The organism is Streptomyces sp. NBC_00503 (genome assembly GCF_036346895.1).
Classification (GTDB): Bacteria; Actinomycetota; Actinomycetes; order Streptomycetales; family Streptomycetaceae; genus Streptomyces.
In genome coordinates, this window is record NZ_CP107855.1 from 4,647,251 (window position 1) to 4,665,764 (window position 18,514).

21 protein-coding genes are annotated in these 18,514 nt (G+C 70.7%); 14 read left to right on the forward strand and 7 right to left on the reverse strand.

Annotated features, from left to right (window positions below; genetic code table 11):
• Window positions 1-73 precede the first annotated feature (73 nt).
• Both OG490_RS21590 and OG490_RS21595 read right to left on the reverse strand, forming a co-directional pair.
• Window positions 74-832 carry a Mut7-C RNAse domain-containing protein gene (locus OG490_RS21590; protein WP_330297943.1) on the reverse strand — a complete coding sequence of 253 codons (759 nt, stop codon included), beginning with the start codon at window positions 830-832 and terminating at the stop codon, window positions 74-76.
• Between the two features lie 78 nt (window positions 833-910).
• Entirely contained in the window at window positions 911-1,327 is a 417-nt protein-coding gene (locus OG490_RS21595; RefSeq protein ID WP_330297944.1) for a winged helix-turn-helix transcriptional regulator, read from the reverse strand.
• A gap of 143 nt (window positions 1,328-1,470) precedes the next feature.
• Here OG490_RS21595 and OG490_RS21600 point away from each other — a divergent pair, with 143 nt between their 5' ends.
• Window positions 1,471-2,370: an NADP-dependent oxidoreductase gene (locus OG490_RS21600; protein ID WP_330301003.1), complete on the forward strand. Its 900-nt coding sequence runs from the start codon at window positions 1,471-1,473 to the stop codon at window positions 2,368-2,370.
• A 42-nt stretch (window positions 2,371-2,412) separates the two neighbouring features.
• Here the strand turns inward: OG490_RS21600 and trpS are convergent, their stop codons facing one another.
• Complete coding sequence (gene trpS, locus OG490_RS21605; RefSeq protein ID WP_330297945.1) at window positions 2,413-3,531, reverse strand: tryptophan--tRNA ligase; 1,119 nt, start codon at window positions 3,529-3,531, stop codon at window positions 2,413-2,415.
• Window positions 3,532-3,783: 252 nt separating this feature from the next.
• A complete protein-coding gene (locus tag OG490_RS21610) occupies window positions 3,784-4,221 on the reverse strand; it encodes a hypothetical protein (protein ID WP_267724140.1) in 438 nt (145 codons plus the stop codon).
• A gap of 293 nt (window positions 4,222-4,514) precedes the next feature.
• Here OG490_RS21610 and hemL point away from each other — a divergent pair, with 293 nt between their 5' ends.
• From hemL to ccsB, 7 genes are all read left to right on the forward strand, one after another.
• On the forward strand, window positions 4,515-5,837 hold the full coding sequence (gene hemL / locus OG490_RS21615) for a glutamate-1-semialdehyde 2,1-aminomutase (RefSeq protein ID WP_330297946.1): 1,323 nt from the start codon (window positions 4,515-4,517) through the stop codon (window positions 5,835-5,837).
• Between the two features lie 38 nt (window positions 5,838-5,875).
• Entirely contained in the window at window positions 5,876-6,523 is a 648-nt protein-coding gene (locus OG490_RS21620) for a histidine phosphatase family protein (RefSeq protein WP_371619749.1), read from the forward strand.
• 114 nt (window positions 6,524-6,637) lie between these two features.
• Window positions 6,638-7,885: a hypothetical protein gene (locus OG490_RS21625; protein WP_330297948.1), complete on the forward strand. Its 1,248-nt coding sequence runs from the start codon at window positions 6,638-6,640 to the stop codon at window positions 7,883-7,885.
• 77 nt (window positions 7,886-7,962) lie between these two features.
• A complete protein-coding gene (locus OG490_RS21630; RefSeq protein ID WP_330297949.1) occupies window positions 7,963-8,598 on the forward strand; it encodes a TlpA family protein disulfide reductase in 636 nt (211 codons plus the stop codon).
• Between the two features lie 4 nt (window positions 8,599-8,602).
• On the forward strand, window positions 8,603-9,397 hold the full coding sequence (locus tag OG490_RS21635; protein ID WP_330297950.1) for a cytochrome c biogenesis CcdA family protein: 795 nt from the start codon (window positions 8,603-8,605) through the stop codon (window positions 9,395-9,397).
• 13 nt (window positions 9,398-9,410) lie between these two features.
• Window positions 9,411-11,156, forward strand: coding sequence for a cytochrome c biogenesis protein ResB (gene resB, locus OG490_RS21640; RefSeq protein ID WP_330297951.1), 1,746 nt, complete (start codon window positions 9,411-9,413; stop codon window positions 11,154-11,156).
• Window positions 11,156-12,232 carry a c-type cytochrome biogenesis protein CcsB gene (gene ccsB / locus OG490_RS21645; protein WP_330301004.1) on the forward strand — a complete coding sequence of 359 codons (1,077 nt, stop codon included), beginning with the start codon at window positions 11,156-11,158 and terminating at the stop codon, window positions 12,230-12,232. Before resB ends, ccsB begins: the two co-directional genes overlap by 1 nt.
• A gap of 120 nt (window positions 12,233-12,352) precedes the next feature.
• Here the strand turns inward: ccsB and OG490_RS21650 are convergent, their stop codons facing one another.
• Entirely contained in the window at window positions 12,353-12,736 is a 384-nt protein-coding gene (locus OG490_RS21650; protein ID WP_330297952.1) for a PLD nuclease N-terminal domain-containing protein, read from the reverse strand.
• Window positions 12,737-12,825: 89 nt separating this feature from the next.
• Here OG490_RS21650 and OG490_RS21655 point away from each other — a divergent pair, with 89 nt between their 5' ends.
• The 4 genes from OG490_RS21655 (at window position 12,826) to OG490_RS21670 (ending at window position 16,303) form a co-directional block, all read left to right on the forward strand.
• Window positions 12,826-14,283 carry a menaquinone biosynthesis decarboxylase gene (locus tag OG490_RS21655; RefSeq protein ID WP_330297953.1) on the forward strand — a complete coding sequence of 486 codons (1,458 nt, stop codon included), beginning with the start codon at window positions 12,826-12,828 and terminating at the stop codon, window positions 14,281-14,283.
• Window positions 14,280-14,753: a hypothetical protein gene (locus OG490_RS21660; protein ID WP_330297954.1), complete on the forward strand. Its 474-nt coding sequence runs from the start codon at window positions 14,280-14,282 to the stop codon at window positions 14,751-14,753. The genes OG490_RS21655 and OG490_RS21660 overlap by 4 nt, the downstream gene beginning before the upstream one ends.
• Window positions 14,750-15,676 (forward strand): menaquinone biosynthesis prenyltransferase MqnP, encoded by a 927-nt coding sequence (gene mqnP, locus OG490_RS21665; protein WP_330297955.1) that lies wholly within the window; start codon window positions 14,750-14,752, stop codon window positions 15,674-15,676. The genes OG490_RS21660 and mqnP overlap by 4 nt, the downstream gene beginning before the upstream one ends.
• A gap of 117 nt (window positions 15,677-15,793) precedes the next feature.
• Entirely contained in the window at window positions 15,794-16,303 is a 510-nt protein-coding gene (locus OG490_RS21670) for a Uma2 family endonuclease (protein WP_330297956.1), read from the forward strand.
• On the opposite strand, the gene OG490_RS21675 is transcribed toward OG490_RS21670, so the two are convergent.
• Complete coding sequence (locus OG490_RS21675) at window positions 16,300-16,959, reverse strand: rhomboid family intramembrane serine protease (protein ID WP_443065852.1); 660 nt, start codon at window positions 16,957-16,959, stop codon at window positions 16,300-16,302. The genes OG490_RS21670 and OG490_RS21675 overlap by 4 nt on opposite strands.
• Before the next feature lie 99 nt (window positions 16,960-17,058).
• On the opposite strand from OG490_RS21675, the gene OG490_RS21680 reads away from it, so the two are divergent.
• The gene (locus OG490_RS21680) at window positions 17,059-17,775 is read left to right on the forward strand and encodes a UbiX family flavin prenyltransferase (protein WP_330297957.1); all 717 of its coding nucleotides are present in this window, start codon (window positions 17,059-17,061) and stop codon (window positions 17,773-17,775) included.
• On the opposite strand, the gene OG490_RS21685 is transcribed toward OG490_RS21680, so the two are convergent.
• Window positions 17,772-17,906 carry a hypothetical protein gene (locus OG490_RS21685; protein ID WP_266785800.1) on the reverse strand — a complete coding sequence of 45 codons (135 nt, stop codon included), beginning with the start codon at window positions 17,904-17,906 and terminating at the stop codon, window positions 17,772-17,774. The genes OG490_RS21680 and OG490_RS21685 overlap by 4 nt on opposite strands.
• Before the next feature lie 130 nt (window positions 17,907-18,036).
• Here OG490_RS21685 and OG490_RS21690 point away from each other — a divergent pair, with 130 nt between their 5' ends.
• Window positions 18,037-18,492: an Lrp/AsnC family transcriptional regulator gene (locus OG490_RS21690; protein ID WP_330297958.1), complete on the forward strand. Its 456-nt coding sequence runs from the start codon at window positions 18,037-18,039 to the stop codon at window positions 18,490-18,492.
• Window positions 18,493-18,514: the final 22 nt, after the last annotated feature.

An 18,514-nucleotide genomic window follows, 5' to 3' on the forward strand; every position in this document is an offset into this window, starting at 1 on the left:
CCTACGAGGTCGGTGAGCCCTACGAGGTCGGTGAGTGCTGCTCACCGACCCGCCCGGGCTCACCGCCCCCGGCTCACGCCTTCCGGGCTCCCGCCTCCGGGGCGAACTCGGCGAGGGCCTCGTCCACGATCCGCTCCAGACGGGCGTGGTGGGCGCCGCGCCAGTAGACGCGCTCGCAGTCGGAGCACTGCGCGAAGACCTCGTACGAGCGCTGCGTGCCCTGCTCCAGCCGGTCGCCGACGCTGTCCTTGTCGGCCTCGCGCAGGGTGCCGTTGCAGGCGGTGCAGCGGGTCCAGGGGGCGAGGGCGGGGGCGAAGCGGCTCAGGATGTCGCGGACCTGCTCGTCGGGGTTGTCGCTGTACACGTACGCGCCGGCGAACAGCTCGCGGCGTCGCAGCAGCCCGCGGTCGCGGGAGAGCAGGACGCGCTGCTCGGCGGCGGAGCGGGTGGCCAGGGCGGGGTCGCCGATGTCCTCGTTCTCGTAGGCCGCGTCCACGCCGAGCAGGCGCAGGCGGCGGGCGAGGGTGCCGAGGTGGACGTCGAGGAGGAAGCGCAGCGGGGCGACGGCGGGAACGCCCGGGATCTGCTGGGGGCGGTCGACGCCGAAGACCTCGACGGATTCCCCGGCCCGGGGGACGTGGGAGACGGGCGCCTCGGCGCCGTCGACGAGGATCCGGCCGACCTCGGTGAGCGGGACGCCGGCCGATTCGACGACGTGGCCGAGGCTGGAGGCGCCGTCGGTCGTGGTCGGTACGCGCGTGCCGCGCCGGCTCGGGGCGGCGAACACGTGCAGTTCGGGGGCGAGGGTGAGCTCAATGCCGGGTCCGTTCACGGGGCCAGCATGCCATTGCGGGACGGGCCCCGGCACTGGATTTGAACGAGGGGCCGGGCCGCGCTCCCGGCCTGCGGTCTACGGGGCCGTCGCGGTCCGGTCGTGGAGCTCGCGATGGGCGCTGACCTCGTCGAAGTGGTTCTCGGCCCACTGCTTGACGGAGGAGAAGAGGCAGCCGAGGCTGCCGCCGAGCTCGGTGAGCCGGTAGTCGACGCGGGCCGGGACGGTGGCGGTGACGGTGCGGGTGACGAGGCCGTCGCGTTCGAGGGAGCGGAGGGTCTGGGTGAGCATCTTCTGGCTGACGGCGGGGATCTTGCGGCCGAGGTCGCTGTAGCGCAGGGACTGTTCTTCGGCCTGGGCGAGGGCGCTGAGGACGAGGCCGACCCATTTGTCGCTGATGCGGGCCAGGAGCTGGCTGGTGGGGCACTCCTTGAGGAAGGCGTCGTAGGCGGTGCGGGCCTCTTCGCGGCGGTCGGCGGCGGTTCGGGTGGCCATGGGCGCTCACTTCCGGGTGGGGTACGCACCTCCAAGTGCGTACTTACGGATCGATAGCACTCTCCCTAGGTTAGTGCTCAGCGAAGCGCACCGACCAGCGAGCAGGAGAAACGATCATGAGTATCAACGAGACCACCCCCACCATGCAGGCCGTCGTCGTGGACGGTTTCGGCGGACCCGAGCAGATCGAGCTCGTGGAGGTGCCGGTCCCGCGGCCCGGCGCCGGCCAGGTCCGCGTCCGGGTCCGGGCGGCCGGCCTGAACCCGGTCGACGGCGCCGTCCGCGCCGGGATCTTCGGCGGCGCGGGGCAGCGGCTCGGCTTCGGGTGGGACGTGGCGGGCGAGATCGACGGGATCGGCGCGGGCGTGAGCGGCTGGGCGCTCTCCGACCCGGTGGTCGGCCTGCACTACGGCCCGGTCAAGCCGCTGGGCACCCACGCGCAGTACGTGGTCCTCGACGCCTCCGCGATAGCGGCGGCCCCCGCCTCGGCCGACCCGGTCAGCGCGGCCGCGCTGCCCCTGAGCGGGCTGACCGCCGCCCGCGCGGTGGACCTCCTGGGGCTCGCCCCGGGGGCTTCGGTCCTGGTCACGGGCGCGGCCGGGGTGGTCGGCGGACTCGCCGTGCAGCTGGCCGCGCGGGCCGGGTACGCGGTGACCGCCCTGGCGGGAGCGGACGACGAGGCCCTCGTACGCACCCTCGGCGCGACCGCCTTCGTCCCCAGGGGCTCGGCCCCGGCCGGCCCGGTGGACGGGGTGGTGGACGCGGCGGTACTGGGCGCGGCGGCCCTGGCCCACGTCCGCGAAGGCGGGGTCTACGTGGGCCTGCGCCCCGGCGGCGCCCCGGCGGCGGAGCGGGGCGTCCGCGTGGTGGAACAGGAGGTCGCGGCGGACGGCGAGCACCTGGCCCGGCTGGTGGCGCTGGTCGACGCGGGGGAGCTGACGCTCCGGGCGGGCGAGACCTTTGCCCTGGCGGAGGCGGCCAAGGCCCACGCCCGCCTGGCGGAGGGCGGAGCCCGCGGCCGCATCGTCCTGACGGTGTCCTGAGGACAGGACACCGTCGGGCGCCGGGGGACCGGGGGCAGGCGGTCAGTACCGGGTGCCCATGGCCTCCCGGACCTCCTCCAAGGTGGCCTCGGCCACCGCGTTCGCCCGCTCGTTGCCCTCGCGCAGGATCCGGCGCACGTGGCCCAGGTCGCGGGCGTACTCGGCGCGGCGGGCCCGCAGCGGGGCGAGGTGTTCGTTGACGGACTCGGTGACCACGCGCTTGAGCGCGGCCGCGCCGCCGTCGCCGATCTCCGCCGCGACCGCCTCGGGGGTGCGGCCCTGGCAGAGCGCCGCGAGCAGCAGCAGGCTGCCGACCTCGGGCCGGGCGAGGGGGTCGTAGGAGATGTGCCGCTCGCCGTCGGTCTTCGCGCCCTTGATCAGCCGGGCCGTCTCGTCCGCGGTGTCGGCGAGTGCGATGGCGTTGCCGCGGGACTTGCTCATCTTCGTGCCGTCGGTGCCCAGCAGCAGCGGCGCCGCCGACAGCAGGGCCTCGGGCTCGGGGAAGACCTGGCCGGCCTCGCCCCGATGGCCCCCCTGGCGCCCGTAGCGGTCGTTGAAGCGGCGGGCCACCGTCCGAGTGACCTCCAGGTGGGGGAGCTGGTCCTGGCCGACCGGTACGAGGTTGGCCTTGCAGAAGAGGATGTCGGCGGCCTGGTGCACCGGATAGGTGAACATCAGGCCCGAGACCGCCGCCTGGCGGGAGTGCGCGATCTCGTCCTTCACGGTCGGGTTGCGGCCGAGCTCGGCCACCGAGACCAGGGACAGGAACGGCAGCAGCAGCTGGTTGAGGGCGGGCAGCGCGCTGTGGGCGAAGACGGTGGAGCGGGCCGGATCGATCCCGGCGGCCAGGTAGTCGAGGAGCAGGTCCTCCACGTGCTCCGACAGGCGCTCGGCGACGTCCCGGTCGGTGAGGACCTGGTAGTCGGCGATCACCAGGAAGGTGTCGACTCCGGCGTCCTGGAGCCGGACGCGGGACTGGAGCGTCCCGAAGTAGTGGCCCAGGTGGAGTCGGCCCGTGGGGCGGTCCCCGGTCAGGACCCGGAACCGCCCGGGATCGTGCCGGATCTGCTCTTCCAGTCCGGCGCTGCGGCGCCGGGCCCCGCCGACGATGTCGAGGGGGGTCTGCTCGGTGGTCTGCTCTGTCGTCTGCGTGGTCGTCATGCGTGCTCTCCTGCTGCTCGGTCGAAGACCGCCGAACGGGTCGGCCGGCGACGGCGGCAGCGTGGGAGTGCATACCGGTGGGCCGTCCGTTCGGCGGCCCAGGGGTACGTGAATGCCGTGGCCGCTCCTAAGAGGAGCGCCACCAGCAAAGGCGAGACATGTCAGACATGGTTCGAGCCTAGCGAATCGGTGCGGCCCGCGCCGCCGTCCGTTCGGCCTCGATGGGCGGGCCCAATGGCCGGATTTCGACTGTCAGGGCCAGACCAGGCAGTACGGCTGGTGCCCGGCCTCGTGGAGGCGGTGGGAGAAGTCCTGCCACTCGTGGAGCAGCTGGTAGACGTTGAAGGCGTCGCGGGGGCCGCCGCGGTCGGGGACCGTGGACCAGATGAAGGCGGCCGCGCCGACGGACTCCTCGCCGATGCCGCGCAGCGGGTCGACCACGGTCATCGGGAGTTTGACGACGGCGTAGTCGGGGTGCAGGACGACCAGCTCCAGCGGGGGCACCTTGTGCAGGGGTATGCCCTCGATGCCGGTCAGGACCATCGCCGCGACGGTCTCCGGCTTGATCTTGCTGAACAGGCCGCCCATGCCGAGTTCGTCGCCGCCCAGTTCCTCGGGCCGCATCGTCACCGGCACCCGGGCGGCGGTGGCGCCGTCGGGTGCGCCGAAGTACTTGTACGTCACGCCCATGCCGCGGCCCCTGGGGAGGCCGTCGGGGTCCTGCGTGGGGCCCGGTACGGGTTCTGCCGCGTCCGTGACGCGGCGGCGGTGCTTGCCGCGGCGACGTTCGCGGGCGCGCTGCGGATCCAGGCCGTCCGTGCCCTCGCCCGGTCCACCACCGCGTTGCATATCTCCACCCGACTGGTCTTGCCTGCCCCGGCCCCGTGACCCCCGCCACGCAGCCTGATCATCATGGCAGTGACCTCCCCCGGGGCGGCGCGGTGAAACGCCCGTCCGCAAGTCAGTCGCGGCCTGATGAGACCATGGCTGGTGTGAGCTACCCGTACCCGTATGAAGCCAAAGTCTCGCAGACTCTCTTTGACCGCGCGTCCCTCGTGACGCCTGGCGGCGTGAACTCTCCCGTGCGTGCGTTCCGCGCCGTGGGCGGAACGCCCAGGTTCATGGTGTCCGGTACCGGTCCGTACCTGACCGATGCCGACGGCCGCGAGTACGTCGACCTGGTCTGCTCGTGGGGGCCGATGATCCTCGGCCACGCCCACCCGGCCGTGGTGGAGGCCATCCAGGCCGCCGTCGTCCGCGGCACCTCCTTCGGTACCCCCGGTGAGGGGGAGGTCGCGCTCGCCGAGGAGATCGTCGCGCGGATCGAGCCCGTGGAGCAGGTCCGCCTGGTGTCCTCCGGCACCGAGGCGACCATGTCCGCGATCCGCCTCGCCCGCGGGTTCACCGGCCGCGCCAAGATCGTCAAGTTCGCCGGCTGCTACCACGGGCACGTGGACTCGCTGCTGGCCGCCGCCGGATCCGGGCTCGCGACCTTCGCGCTGCCGGACACCCCGGGCGTGACGGGTGCGCAGGCCGGGGACACGATCGTGCTCCCCTACAACGACCTCGAAGCGGTGCGGGCGGCCTTCGCCGCGCACCCGGGCGAGATCGCCTGCGTGATCACCGAGGCCGCGCCGGGCAACATGGGCGTGGTCACCCCGGGCGAGGGGTTCAACCAGGGCCTCGCCGACCTGTGCCGGGCGAACGGTGCCCTGTACATCTCCGACGAGGTCATGACGGGTTTCCGTACCTCGCGGGCCGGCTGGTACGGCGTGGACGGGGTCAAGCCCGACCTGATGACCTTCGGCAAGGTCATGGGCGGCGGCTTCCCGGCCGCGGCGTTCGGCGGCCGCGCCGACGTGATGGGCCACCTGGCTCCGGCCGGTCCGGTCTACCAGGCGGGCACGCTCTCCGGTAACCCGATCGCGACCGCCGCGGGCCTCGCGCAGCTGCGGCTGCTGGACGAGGCGGCGTACGTCAAGGTCGACGCGGTGTCCAAGGAGATCCAGGGGCTGGTGACGGCCGCGCTCACCAAGGAGGGCGTCGCGCACCGGCTGCAGACGGCCTCCAACATGTTCTCGGTCTTCTTCACCGAGGACGAGGTCCGCAACTACGACGACGCGAAGAAGCAGGAGGCCTTCCGCTTCAACGGCTTCTTCCACTCGATGCTGGCGCAGGGCGTCTACCTGCCGCCTTCGGCGTTCGAGTCGTGGTTCGTTTCCACCACCCACGACGAGAAGGCGATCGAGCGGATCGCGGCCGCCCTGCCGGCCGCCGCCCGAGCCGCCGCGGAGGCCACCGCATGAGCGCCGAAGGCAGTGCCGAGATCACCGTCGTCCACGTCGTGCGCCACGGAGAGGTGCACAACCCGGAGGGGGTCCTCTACGGCCGCCGCCCCGGGTACCACCTCTCCGACCTGGGCCGCAAGATGGCGGACCGGGTCGCGGAGCACCTGGAGGGCCGGGACGTGACCCACGTCGTGGCCTCCCCGCTGGAGCGGGCGCAGGAGACGGCGGCGCCGATCGCCAAGTCGCACGGGCTGGACCTGGCGACCGACGGCCGCCTCATCGAGGCGGGCAACGTCTTCGAGGGGAAGACCTTCGGGGTCGGCGACGGCGCGCTGCGCAAGCCGGAGAACTGGAAGCACCTGACGAACCCGTTCAAGCCGTCCTGGGGCGAGCCGTACGTGGAGCAGGTCGTCCGGATGATGAGCGCGATCGAGACCGCCCGTGACGCCGCCCGCGGCCACGAGGCGGTGGCGGTCAGCCACCAGCTGCCGATCTGGATCGTACGGAGCTTCGCGGAGAAGCGGCGGCTGTGGCACGACCCGCGCCGCCGCCAGTGCACGCTGGCTTCGCTGACCTCGTTCACGTACCAGGGCGACAAGTTGGTGTCGGTGGGCTACAGCGAGCCGGCCCGGGACCTGGTCCCGGCGCATCTCCTGGCCGGAGCGAAGCCGGTGAAGGGGAAGTCGAAGGCGTTCGGCGCGTAACCCGCGGACCCCTCGGCATCGCTTTGCCCTAATTTCATACAAATTGGACGGGAGTTGTCGCGCGTCGCGACGGCTCCCGTCCGTATGTCGGCTTATGTGACTTATATGAGCCATGTGCGCGATTTCAGCCGAAGGGGAGCGATCGGCCTGGGACTCGGAGCTGCCGCCGCGATGGGCATCGCGGGGTGCGGTTCCGGCGACGACTCCGGCCAAGGCAACCCCGGCCCGAAGAAGAACGACCCCGGCGCGGGCGGTGGAACCGTGAAGCCGGGCCAGCCTGCGGTCAGGCTGATCGGCGACGGCTCCACCGCCGACACCGGACCGCAGCCCCACCAGCCGCCCGCCCCCGTACCCCTCCAGCCGGGCGAGACCCCGCCCCAGTTCGTGGTGTTCAGCTGGGACGGCGCGGGCGAGATCGGCAACGGCCTCTTCCCCCGCTTCCTCAAGCTCGCCAAGGACCACGGCGCGGGGATGACCTTCTTCCTCTCGGGCCTCTACCTCCTGCCCGAGTCCAAGAAGGACCTCTACCGGCCGCCGAACAACCCCGTCGGCGCCTCCGACATCGGCTACCTCAAGGACGAGAACGTCCGCAACACCCTCAAGTGCGTGCGCGAGGCCTGGCTGGACGGCCACGAAATAGGAACCCACTTCAACGGCCACTTCTGCGGCGGGTCCGGCTCGGTCGGCAAGTGGACCCCGGAGGACTGGCAGAGCGAGATCGACCAGGCCGTGTCGTTCGTCACCAACTGGCGGACCAACACCGGCTTCACCGACCTCGAACCGCTGCCCTTCGACTACCGCAAGGAGCTGATCGGCTCCCGCACCCCCTGCCTGCTCGGCCAGGACAACCTGCTGCCGACCGCGCAGAAGCTGGGCTGGCGCTACGACTCCAGCTCGCCCGGCGGCCTCCAGCAGTGGCCGGTCAAGCGCGGGGGCCTGTGGGACCTGCCGCTGCAGTCGATGCCGTTCCCCGGGCACTCCTTCGAAGTGCTGTCGATGGACTACAACATCCTCGCCAACCAGTCCAAGAACACCACCAGGGGCGCCCCGTCCAACTACCCGGCCTGGCGCTCCCAGGCCACCGCCTCCTACCTCGGCGGCTTCAAGCGGGCCTACGAGACCAACCGTGCGCCGCTCTTCATCGGCAACCACTTCGAGGAGTGGAACGGCGGGATCTACATGGACGCCGTGGAGGAGGCGCTCAAGGGCATGGCGGACAAAAAGGACGTACGGCTCGTATCCTTCCGGCAGTTCGCCGACTGGCTGGACGTCCAGAACCCCAAGGTTCTGGACAAACTGCGCACGTTGGGTCCCGGCCAGTCGCCGACCGGTGGCTGGGCCACGTATCTCACGGGCGTCTGACCCGCACCTGACCAGCGGCTTAACACACCTTCGGGGGGCGCGGAAGATCGGCAAACCGGTCATGCGAAACTTTTCACATGAGCCTTAGCCGCGCCCCCCGCCGCAGCCGCTCGACCAGCGGCCGCGCCATCCTGCTGACCGCGGTGACCCTCGCAAGCGCCCTCACCCTTACGGCGTGCGGCGATTCGGGCAGCGGCAGCAAAACCTCCGGTTCCGCCGGAGGCAACTACGTGACCGGCTCCAACGGCGTCTCCACCGTCGCCAAGGCCGACCGGATCGACGCCCCCAAGCTCGACGGCGAGACGGTCGACGGCAAGACCCTGGACACCACCACCCTCAAGGGCAAGGTCGTCGTCCTCAACGTCTGGGGCTCCTGGTGCCCGCCGTGCCGCGCCGAAGCCCCGAACTTCGCCAAGGTCTCCCAGGAGATGGCGGACGCGGGCAAGGACGTCGCCTTCGTCGGCCTCAACACCCGGGACAACAGCAAGCAGAACGCCGTCTCCTTCGAAGAGACCTACAAGATCGCCTACCCCAGCCTCTTCGACCCGGACGGCAAGCAGATCCTGCGCTTCCCCAAGGGCGCGCTGAACCCGCAGGCCATCCCCTCCACGATCGTCCTCGACAAGGACGGCAAGATCGCCGCCCGCACCCTGGCGGCCGTCAACGAGGAGCAGCTGCGCTCGATGATCGAGCCCGTCCTCGCGGAGAAGTGACCTCGTGGTCACCGAGCTCTCCCAGGTACTCCTCGCCGCCGACCCGACCGGCGGCACCGGCGTCAACACGACCGTCCTGAACGGCGCGCTGCTGCTGGCGCTGCCGCTCGCGCTGCTGGCCGGACTGGTCTCCTTCTTCTCGCCCTGCGTGCTGCCGCTGGTCCCCGGCTACCTGTCCTACGTGACCGGCGTCGGCGGCGCCGACCTCGCCGAGGCCCGGCGCGGCCGGATGCTGGGCGGCGCGAGCCTGTTCGTCCTCGGCTTCACGGCCGTCTTCGTCTCCACCGGCGCGCTCTTCGGCTACTTCGGGGAAACCCTCGCCGCGAACAAGGACCTCATCTCCCGCGTCCTGGGCGGCCTGGTCATCGTGCTCGGCCTGTTCTTCATGGGCGCGATCCCCGGCCTGACGATGCGCGAGTTCCGCTTCCACAAGAAGCCGGCCGCCGGCATGGTCGGCGCGCCCGTTCTCGGAGTGCTCTTCGGCCTCGGCTGGACCCCCTGCATGGGACCGACCCTCGCGGCCGTCAACACGCTCTCCCTCGACCAGGCCACGGCGGGCCGCGGCGCACTGCTGACCACCGTGTTCTGCCTGGGACTGGGACTGCCCTTCATCGCCACCGCCCTCGCCTTCCGCAAGGCGCTCGGCGCGTTCGGCTGGGTGAAGAAGCACTACGCGTGGGTGATGCGCATCGGCGGCGGCATGCTGATCCTGACCGGTCTGCTGCTCGTCACAGGAATGTGGAGCAGCATCGTCAGCGACATGCAGAGCTGGACCCAAGGCTTCACGGTGGGGATCTGAGGACTACACGGACATGAGTACGACCGACAACGCGCCCTTGGGGGCGCCGAACGATTCCGACGGTTCCGCCGAGGCCTCGGCGGAGGCCTCCGCCGAAGCGGCCGCCGGCGCGCAGCTGTCCACCGCACCCCTGGAGGACGCCCCCGGCGGACCCGTGGGCATCGGTGTGCTCGGCTGGGTCCGCTGGTTCTGGCGCCAGCTCACCTCCATGCGGGTGGCGCTGATCCTGCTCTTCCTGCTGTCCCTGGCGTCCATCCCGGGCTCGCTGGTCCCGCAGAACCAGGTCGACCTGATGAAGGTCGCCGCCTGGAAGAAGGAGCACGCCTCCTGGGCCGGGCTCGCCGAGAAGCTCCAGCTCTTCGACGTCTACAGCTCGGTGTGGTTCTCCGCGATCTACCTGCTGCTGTTCATCTCGCTGATCGGCTGCATCCTGCCGCGCTCCTGGCAGTTCGTGGGCCAGCTCCGCGGCCGCCCGCCGGGCGCGCCCAGGCGGCTCGACCGGATGCCCGCGTACACGACGTGGCGTACGGACAAGTCCCCGGACGAGGTGCTCTCGTACGCCCGGACCCTGCTCGGCGGCCGCCGCTTCCGGACGGAGGCCGGCCAGGGATCGGTCTCCGCGGAGAAGGGCTACCTGCGCGAGGCCGGGAACCTGATGTTCCACGTCGCGCTGATCGTGATGCTCGTCGCCTTCGCCTGGGGCCAGTACCTGAGGTCCGAGGGCGGCAAGCTCGTCCTGCGCGGCCAGGGCTTCTCGAACACGCTCACCCAGTACGACGACTTCAAGTCCGGCAGCCTCTTCGACCCCGAGGACCTGCCGCCGTTCTCCTTCACCCTGGACAAGTTCGACTCCACCTACGAGCGCAGCGGCCCGCAGAAGGGCACCCCGCGCGACTTCAAGGCGTACGTCACCTTCACCAACGGCGCGCACGGCGAGCCGGAGAAGCGCGAGATCCAGGTCAACAAGCCGCTGGAGGTGGACGGCTCCAAGGTCTACCTGCTCGGCCACGGCTACGCGCCGATCATCTCGGTGACCGATTCCACCGGCAAGGTGATCTACAAGGACGCCGTGCCGATGCTGCCGCAGGACGCCAACCTGACCTCCTCGGGAGCCGTCAAGGTCACCGACGGGTACAAGAACAAGGACGGCAAGTCCGAGCAGCTCGGCTTCCAGGCCGTCTTCGTGCCGACGTTCGCGGGCGCGGGCCACGGCACGATGTTCTCCCAGTTCCCGGAGCTGGACTCGCCCGCCCTCGCGCTCAACGCGTACCACGGCAGTCTCGGCGTGGACTCGGGCCTGCCGCAGAACGTCTACCAGCTGGACACGTCCAAGATGGAGATGTTCAAGGGCGAGGACGGCAAGCTCTTCACCCAGCGGCTGCTCCTCGGCGAGTCGATGAACCTGCCGGGCGGCGAGGGAGTCGTGAAGTTCGAGGGCATCGAGCGCTGGGCCACCTTCTCGATCACCCAGCAGCCCGGCAGCGGTCTCGCCCTCGCGGGCGCCATCGCCGCCATCGGGGGGCTCGCGGGCTCCCTGTTCATCCAGCGCCGCCGGATCTGGGTCCGGGCGGTCACCGGGAAGGACGGCGTGACCGTCGTCGAGATGGCGGGCCTCGGCCGCAGCGAGTCCGCCAAGCTTCCCGAGGAGCTGTCGGCGCTGGCCGGCGCGCTCCACGAGCAGGCGCCGAGCGCGGCGCCCGCCCCACCTGTCGCAGCACCTGCCGAAGCAGCCGAAGTAGTCGAAGGGGAGCGCGCGTGATGCAGCTCGCGGCCGCAACCAACGAGAGTCTGGCCCACCTCAGCAACAACCTCATCTATGCGTCGATGGCGGTCTACACCCTCGCCTTCCTCGCCCACATCGCCGAGTGGATCTTCGGCAGCCGCAGCAAGGTGGCCCGTACGGCCGCCGCGCTCACCACCACGTCGCAGGCCGAGGCGCCCGCCGTGCAGGTGCGGAGCAAGGGGGGCACCGCCGTCCTCGACAAGCCGAAGGTGGTCACGCGCAGCGCCGCCGGCACCCGCGACGTCCCGGACGGCCCCGGCGCGGCCGGCGGCACGGTCCAGGGCGACCTGTACGGGCGGATCGCGGTCTCGCTGACCACCCTCGGCTTCCTGCTCGCGACGGGCGGCGTCGTCGCCCGCGCGATGTCGGTGGAGCGGGCCCCCTGGGGCAACATGTACGAATTCTCGATCACCTTCTCCACGGTGGCCGTCGGTACGTACCTGGCGCTCCTGGTGCTGAAGAAGAACGTCCGCTGGCTCGGCCTGCTCCTGGTCACCACCGTCCTGCTGGACCTGGGCATCGCCACCACGGTGCTCTACACGGACAGCGACCAGCTGGTCCCGGCCCTGCACTCGTACTGGCTGTACATCCACGTCTCCACCGCGATCTTCTGCGGCGCGGTCTTCTACATCGGCGCGGCCGGCGCGGTCCTGTACCTGTTCCGCGACTCCTACGAGGGCAAGCTCGCGGGCGGCGGCCAGCCGGGCCGCTTCGCCACCTCGGTCATGGAGCGGCTGCCCTCGGCGGCCTCGCTCGACAAGTTCTCGTACCGCATCAACGCGGCCGTCTTCCCGCTGTGGACCTTCACGATCATCGCGGGCGCGATCTGGGCGGGCGACGCGTGGGGCCGCTACTGGGGCTGGGACCCCAAGGAGGTCTGGTCCTTCGTCACCTGGGTCGCCTACGCCTGCTACCTGCACGCCCGTGCCACGGCCGGCTGGAAGGGCCGCAAGGCCGCGTACCTGGCGCTGTTCGCGTTCGCGTGCTGGATCTGGAACTACTACGGCGTCAACATCCTGCTGAACGGCAAGCACTCGTACGCCGGAGTCTGACGCCGGAGTCCGACCCGCAGCCCTTACGGGGCCGCGGCCGCCCTGAGGGGTGGCTGCGGCCCCGTTCGCATGTCCGGCTGTCCGGCCGGCTGGGCCCCATGGGGCCATGCCCCGTAGGGCTCAGTCCTTGCCCTCGCCCTGCTCGCGCCGCTTGAGCTCCTCCTCGCGGCGGCGCAGGTCCGCCTCCCAGTCCTTGAGGAGGCTCTCGTCCTTCTTGTTCTCCTCGCGGAGGGCCTTGAGGAACTCCGGGTTGTCGTCGGGGGCGACCCACTCGTGGCGGTGGCCGCGGTGCCACTCGGAGGGGGTGCGGCCGCCGGCCGGGACGGTGCGCATCTTGCCCGCGGCGAACCAGACGATCGGGCCGACGATCCAGAAGAGCAGGATGATGATGACCCAGACGACCTTGGGGAGGTGCTTGGCCTCGTCCTCGGGGGTGTTGAGGCAGTCGATGAACGCGTAGATCGTCAGCGCCAGCGGCAGGATGAACATCAGCGCCCTGATCATGCGGAACAGCCCCCTGAAAGCAATGGCGGGGCTCGAATCGACGGCCCCGGTGATACGTCAAGCGTAGCCGGTGACCGATACTGGGCCCCATGGCTTACGACGATCTCCGCTCGCTGCTCCGGGCCCTGGAGCGGGAGGGCGACCTCAAGCGCATCAAGGCCGAAGTGGACCCGTACCTAGAGGTCGGGGAGATCGTCGACAGAGTGAACAAGGCGGGCGGACCCGCGCTGCTCTTCGAGAACGTCAAGGGCTCGGCGATGCCGCTGGCCATGAACGTCTTCGGGACCGACCGGCGACTGCTCAAGGCCCTCGGCCTCAAGTCGTACGCCGAGATCAGCGAGAAGATCGGCGGCCTGCTCAAGCCCGAGCTGCCCCAGGGCTTCATCGGCGTCCGCGAGGCCTTCGGCAAGCTCGGCTCGATGGTGCACGTGCCGCCGAAGAAGGTGAAGGGCGAGTCCGCGCCCGTCCAGGAGGTCGTCCTCACCGGGGACGACGTGGACCTGGACCAGCTGCCGGCCCTCTTCACCTGGCCCAAGGACGGCGGGTCCTTCTTCAACCTGGGCCTGACGCACACCAAGCACCCGGAGACGGGCGTGCGCAACCTCGGCCTGTACCGCCTCCAGCGCCACGACAAGCGCACCATCGGCATGCACTGGCAGATCCACAAGGACAGCCGCAACCACTACGCGGTCGCCGCGGCCCGCGGCGAGCGGCTGCCGGTCGCGATCGCCTTCGGCTGCCCGCCGGCCGTGACGTACGCCTCGACCGCGCCGCTGCCGGGCGACATCGACGAGTACCTCTTCGCCGGGTTCGTGGCGGGCAAGCGGATCGAGATGGTGGACTGCAAGACGGTCCCGCTCCAGGTCCCGGCCAACGCCGAGGTGGTCATCGAGGGCTGGCTGGAGCCCGGGGAGACGCTCCCCGAAGGCCCCTTCGGCGACCACACCGGCTTCTACACCCCGCAGGAGCCCTTCCCCGCGCTGAAGATCGACTGCGTGACGATGCGCAGGCGTCCGCTGATCCAGTCGATCGTGGTCGGCCGCCCGCCGACCGAGGACGGCCCGCTGGGCCGCGCGACGGAACGCTTCTTCCTGCCGCTGCTCAAGATCATCGTGCCGGACATCGTGGACTACCACCTCCCCGAATCGGGCGGCTTCCACAACTGTGCGATCGTCTCGATCGACAAGAAGTACCCCAAGCACGCGCAGAAGGTCATGCACGCCATCTGGGGCGCCCACATGATGTCGCTGACCAAGCTGATCATCGTGGTGGACAAGGACTGCGACGTCCACGACCTCCACGAGGTCTCCTGGCGGGCGCTGGGCAATACGGACTACTCCCGCGACCTCACCGTCGTGGAGGGCCCGGTCGACCACCTGGACCACGCCTCCTACCAGCAGTTCTGGGGCGGCAAGGCGGGCATCGACGCCACGAAGAAGCTGCCGACGGAGGGTTACACCCGGGACGGCGGCTGGCCTGACATGGTCGAGTCCGACCCGGCTACGGCCGCCCTGGTGGACAGTCGCTGGAAGGAGTACGGCCTGTGAGCCCGATCGCAATGGGGGGCCCGGCCCTCTTCATCGGCACCGACACGGTCTACGTGGCCCTGGTGCGCCCGGAGCTCGACCCGGCGGACCCGGGCGTCCGCCTGGCCGCCGAGCAGGCGGGCGTGTCACCGGAGGAGTTCGCGGGACCCGGCAACGTCTGGGCCCTGATGCTCGACGAGGACGGCGAGGGCGACGGCTTCGAACTGCCCGGAGCCCGCGACATCGAGGCCGACGACTTCGCGGAGCAGCTCCAGCGCTCCCTGGCGGCGGCCGAGCCCTTCACCGCCGAGGCCGGCAACTTCCTGCACCTCGAAGCCCGCCCGGCCGGCGACACCTGGGTGGTCACCGCCCGCGTCACCCCGCCCGAGGGCCACGAAGACGGCGCCGCCCCCCAGACCCTGGAGCTGGGCGCGCTCGCGGCGGCGGAACTGCTGGCCGACCTCGAAGAGTTCCGGAGAGCCCTCGCATGATGACGACCGCCGACGAACTGATCGGCTCGTCCGGCCCGGCGCCGCGGCCGGCCGGCAAGGTCAAGGCCTTCCTGAGGCTCGTGATGATCGAGCACTCGGTCTTCGCGCTGCCCTTCGCCTACATCGCCGCGCTCACCGCCATGTTCACGCTCGACAAGAGCATGCACTGGGGCAAGCTGCTGCTCGTCACCGTCTGCATGGTCGGGCTGCGGACCTTCGCGATGGCCGCCAACCGGATCATCGACCGGGAGATCGACGCCCGCAATCCGCGCACCGCCACGCGGGAGCTGGTGACGGGCGCGGTCTCGGTGCGCTCGGCGTGGACCGGCGCCGGGGTCGCCCTGGTCGTCTTCCTCGGCGCGGCGGCCTTGCTCAACCCGCTCTGCCTGATGCTGGCGCCGATCGCCGTCGTACCGATGGTGGTGTACCCGTACGGGAAGCGGTTCACGAACTTCCCGCACGTCATCCTGGGCATCGCCCAGGCGATGGGTCCGATCGGGGCCTGGCTCGCGGTCACCGGCGAGTGGTCGTGGGACGCCGTCATCCTCGGCCTCGCGGTCGGCGTGTGGATCGGCGGCTTCGACCTGATCTTCGCCTGCCAGGACGTGGCCGCCGACCGGGCGGAGGGCGTCAAGTCCGTCCCGGCCCGCTTCGGCATCCCGGCCGCCCTGTGGGGCGCCCGCGGCGCGCACGTCGTCACCACGGCCCTGCTGGCCTGGTACGCGGTTGAGACGGACGCCGGGCTGCGGTTCTGGTTCGGCCTGCTGATCGTCGTAGGGGCCTTCCTCTACGAGCACACCATCGTCAGGCCGCACGACCTGTCCCGCCTGAACAGGGCGTTCTTCACGGTGAACGGGTTCATCGGCATGGCGCTCTTCGTCTGCGCCCTGGCGGACTTGGTGTCCCGGGGTCTGTCCCTGTAACTCGATCGTGTGTGCCTGTCGGATCCGGCGGTTCGCGGCCTGCCGGGGCGCTAGCGTGCGGTCGTGACCACGCCCGAAGGTCAGCCTCTGCACTCACGACTCAGCAGGTTCGAGGACATGTTTCCCGGTCACCGCACGGAGATCGTCGAGGGCGCCGTCGTGATGACTCCGCTGAGGCCGAGCGACAACGCCACCGTCTTTGCTGTGTGGAGGGCGTTCGAGGCTCAGTTGTCCGATGAGTGGGGCTTCATCAGCGACGTCGCGGTCCCGTTCGACGGCGACAACGAGTTCTGCCCGGACCTCGCGGTGATTCCCGCCACGGAGGAGGACAGGAACCTCAGCGCCTACCCGCCCGACCTGGTCGAGCTGGTCATCGAGGTCGTCTCCCCGAGCAGCGTGCGCAATGACTACGAGGTCAAGGACCGGGCCTACGCCCGGCGCGGTATCCCGCACTACCTGATCTTCGACCCGTACAAGGCCCAGTGCACGACCCTGTGGAACCCGGGGCCCGACGGGTACCGGGGACGCGACGTCTTCCCGTACGGGGGGACGGTCACCGTGGAGACGGGCATCGGCGAGGTCTCGGTGGACACGGCCGCGTTGCCCGTCGACCCCGGCACCGCCTAGGCCGCCACCGCCACGCGCGGGCGAGTCAGCGCGGCCACGCCCGCGCCGGCCATCAGGCCGAAGAGGTGGGCCTGCCAGCTGACCGTCGAGTCCGCCGGGAGGGCTCCGGCCAGGAACGTGGTGCCCCAGACCGTCGCGATCACCACGGCCACCACGACGCCGAGCGGGCTGCGCTCCACGAAGCCGCGTATCAGCAGGTAGCCGAAGAGGCCGAAGATCAGGCCCGAGGCGCCCGCGGTGATGCTGTGGGACGGGGATATCAGCCAGACCGCCAGCCCGTCGGCGAGGACGATCGCGGCGCAGACGGCCAGGAAGCGGCGTATCCCGCTGAGGGCGGTGACGAAGCCGAGGACCAGCAGCGGGACGCTGTTCGAGGCCAGGTGGTCGAAGCCGAAGTGCAGGAACGGGGCCAGGGGGATCGCGGTCAGGCCGTCCGCTTCGCGCGGGGTGATCCCGTAGGCGTCGAGGGCGTGGCCGGTGGCGTAGTCGACGAGCTCGATCAGCCACAGCAGCGCGACCCAGCCCAGCATCAGCAGACCGGCGGCCTTGGCCCGGTCGAGCCCGGTCCGGACTCCCGGGCGCGCGCCGCCGGGACGGCCCGCGCCGCCCGCGCCGCCCGCGTCGCTCGTACCGCGAGTCCTTCGCACGTCGCTCATGGCGCCCCCGCCCCCGCTCTCACCCGCATGTGTCCACCCCTTGAACGTCCGGCCACCTTAGCCAGTGCCCATTCCCGGTGGCCGGATAGTCTCGGAGGTATGACTGAGGGCAAGCGCACCCCGTGGGTGGTCGGGGTTTCCGGGGCGTCCGGGACGCCGTACGCGGCGGCCGTGCTCCGCGGGCTGCTGGCGGCGGGCGAGAGCGTGGACCTGGTGGTGAGCCGGGCCTCGCGCCTGACGCTGCTGGACGAGACGGGGATCGCCTTCCGCGACGCGCACTGGCGGGACGACCTGGCCGAATGGCTGGAACGCGGGGCGGACGGGAAGCCCGCCACGTTCGGGAGGCCGGAACTGGACGGCGTCCGCTACTGGGGCGCCGGCGACCTGGCCGCCGGACCGAGCAGCGGCTCGTATCTGGTCAAGGGGATGCTGATCGTGCCCGCGTCCACGGCCTGTGTGGCGGGAGTGGCGCTCGGGCTGTCGAAGGACCTGCTCCAGCGGGTGGCGAGCGTGACGCTCAAGGAGCGGCGCCGACTGGTGGTCGCGGTGCGGGAGACCCCGCTGAACGGGCAGACGCTGAAGCATCTGGTGACGCTGGACGAGGCGGGCGCAGTGGTGCTGCCCGCCTCTCCGGCGTTCTACGCGGGTGCGACGCACATCCAGGATCTGGTGGATTTCGTCGCGGGGCGGGTGCTCGACGCGGCAGGGGTGCCGCATCAGCTGTACCGCCGGTGGAAGGGGGAGCTCGGAGGCTCCCGCCTTCCTCAGGGGTCGAGCGGGTCGAGCGGGTCAAGCGGGGCAAGCGGCGGTGCTTAGCGCTTCTTGCTGCGCCCCGGCTTGCGGGTCTTGTCGACGCGGTGGGCGGCGGCGGGCTGGTCGGTGCGGGATCGGTTGGCCAGCTCCTGGAGCTGTCGCATGTGCGCGTAGGCCATCTCGATCGTGTACACGGTGAACCACTCCTGAAAATTGTCAGATCATCGTTGATCTGTTGAAAGATTCACAGGGTGTCGACCCTGTGTGCCTTTGATTCTATACGTAAACTGGTGGGATCGCCGAATAATGGAAGGCTCCAGGTATATGGACGCGGTGGACAGGCAGCTCATCCAGGCACTTCGTGAGAACGGACGTGCCTCGTACGCGGAGCTGGGCCGGCTCGTGGGCCTCTCCGGCCCCAGCGTCACCGACCGGATCAACCGGCTGGAAACCGCCGGGGTCATCACCGGCTACCGGGCGACCGTGGACGCGGCCTCGCTCGGCCTCGGCGTCACGGCGCTCATCGGCATCTCGCTCTCCGACGCCGCGGACCACGAGGACGTGGCCCGTCGGCTGCGCGACCTCACGGAGATCGAGGACTGCTGGTTCATCGCCGGCGACGACTCGTACATGCTCAAGGTCCGGGCGGGCGACGTGGACGGTCTGGAGAAGATCATCCGCAAGCTCTCCAGCACCAAGGGCGTCTCGCGCACGCGCACCACGATCGTGCTCTCCACCAAGTGGGAGAACCGGGTCGGGGGGCTGCCCGAGGAGGGCTGAGAGTACGGTGGGGGCGGTCTAG

What these genes read in the sequence shown, in the direction of transcription:
- OG490_RS21595 (WP_330297944.1), bottom strand. Translation starts at nt 1,327, where the DNA reads ATGGCCACCCGAACCGCCGCCGACCGCCGCGAAGAGGCCCGCACCGCC.
- OG490_RS21600 (WP_330301003.1), top strand. Translation starts at nt 1,471, where the DNA reads ATGCAGGCCGTCGTCGTGGACGGTTTCGGCGGACCCGAGCAGATCGAG.
- trpS (WP_330297945.1), bottom strand. Translation starts at nt 3,531, where the DNA reads ATGACGACCACGCAGACGACAGAGCAGACCACCGAGCAGACCCCCCTC.
- OG490_RS21610 (WP_267724140.1), bottom strand. Translation starts at nt 4,221, where the DNA reads ATGGGCGTGACGTACAAGTACTTCGGCGCACCCGACGGCGCCACCGCC.
- hemL (WP_330297946.1), top strand. Translation starts at nt 4,515, where the DNA reads ATGGCTGGTGTGAGCTACCCGTACCCGTATGAAGCCAAAGTCTCGCAG.
- OG490_RS21630 (WP_330297949.1), top strand. Translation starts at nt 7,963, where the DNA reads ATGAGCCTTAGCCGCGCCCCCCGCCGCAGCCGCTCGACCAGCGGCCGC.
- resB (WP_330297951.1), top strand. Translation starts at nt 9,411, where the DNA reads ATGAGTACGACCGACAACGCGCCCTTGGGGGCGCCGAACGATTCCGAC.
- ccsB (WP_330301004.1), top strand. Translation starts at nt 11,156, where the DNA reads ATGCAGCTCGCGGCCGCAACCAACGAGAGTCTGGCCCACCTCAGCAAC.
- OG490_RS21650 (WP_330297952.1), bottom strand. Translation starts at nt 12,736, where the DNA reads ATGATCAGGGCGCTGATGTTCATCCTGCCGCTGGCGCTGACGATCTAC.
- OG490_RS21655 (WP_330297953.1), top strand. Translation starts at nt 12,826, where the DNA reads ATGGCTTACGACGATCTCCGCTCGCTGCTCCGGGCCCTGGAGCGGGAG.
- mqnP (WP_330297955.1), top strand. Translation starts at nt 14,750, where the DNA reads ATGATGACGACCGCCGACGAACTGATCGGCTCGTCCGGCCCGGCGCCG.
- OG490_RS21670 (WP_330297956.1), top strand. Translation starts at nt 15,794, where the DNA reads ATGTTTCCCGGTCACCGCACGGAGATCGTCGAGGGCGCCGTCGTGATG.
- OG490_RS21675 (WP_443065852.1), bottom strand. Translation starts at nt 16,959, where the DNA reads ATGAGCGACGTGCGAAGGACTCGCGGTACGAGCGACGCGGGCGGCGCG.
- OG490_RS21680 (WP_330297957.1), top strand. Translation starts at nt 17,059, where the DNA reads ATGACTGAGGGCAAGCGCACCCCGTGGGTGGTCGGGGTTTCCGGGGCG.
- OG490_RS21690 (WP_330297958.1), top strand. Translation starts at nt 18,037, where the DNA reads ATGGACGCGGTGGACAGGCAGCTCATCCAGGCACTTCGTGAGAACGGA.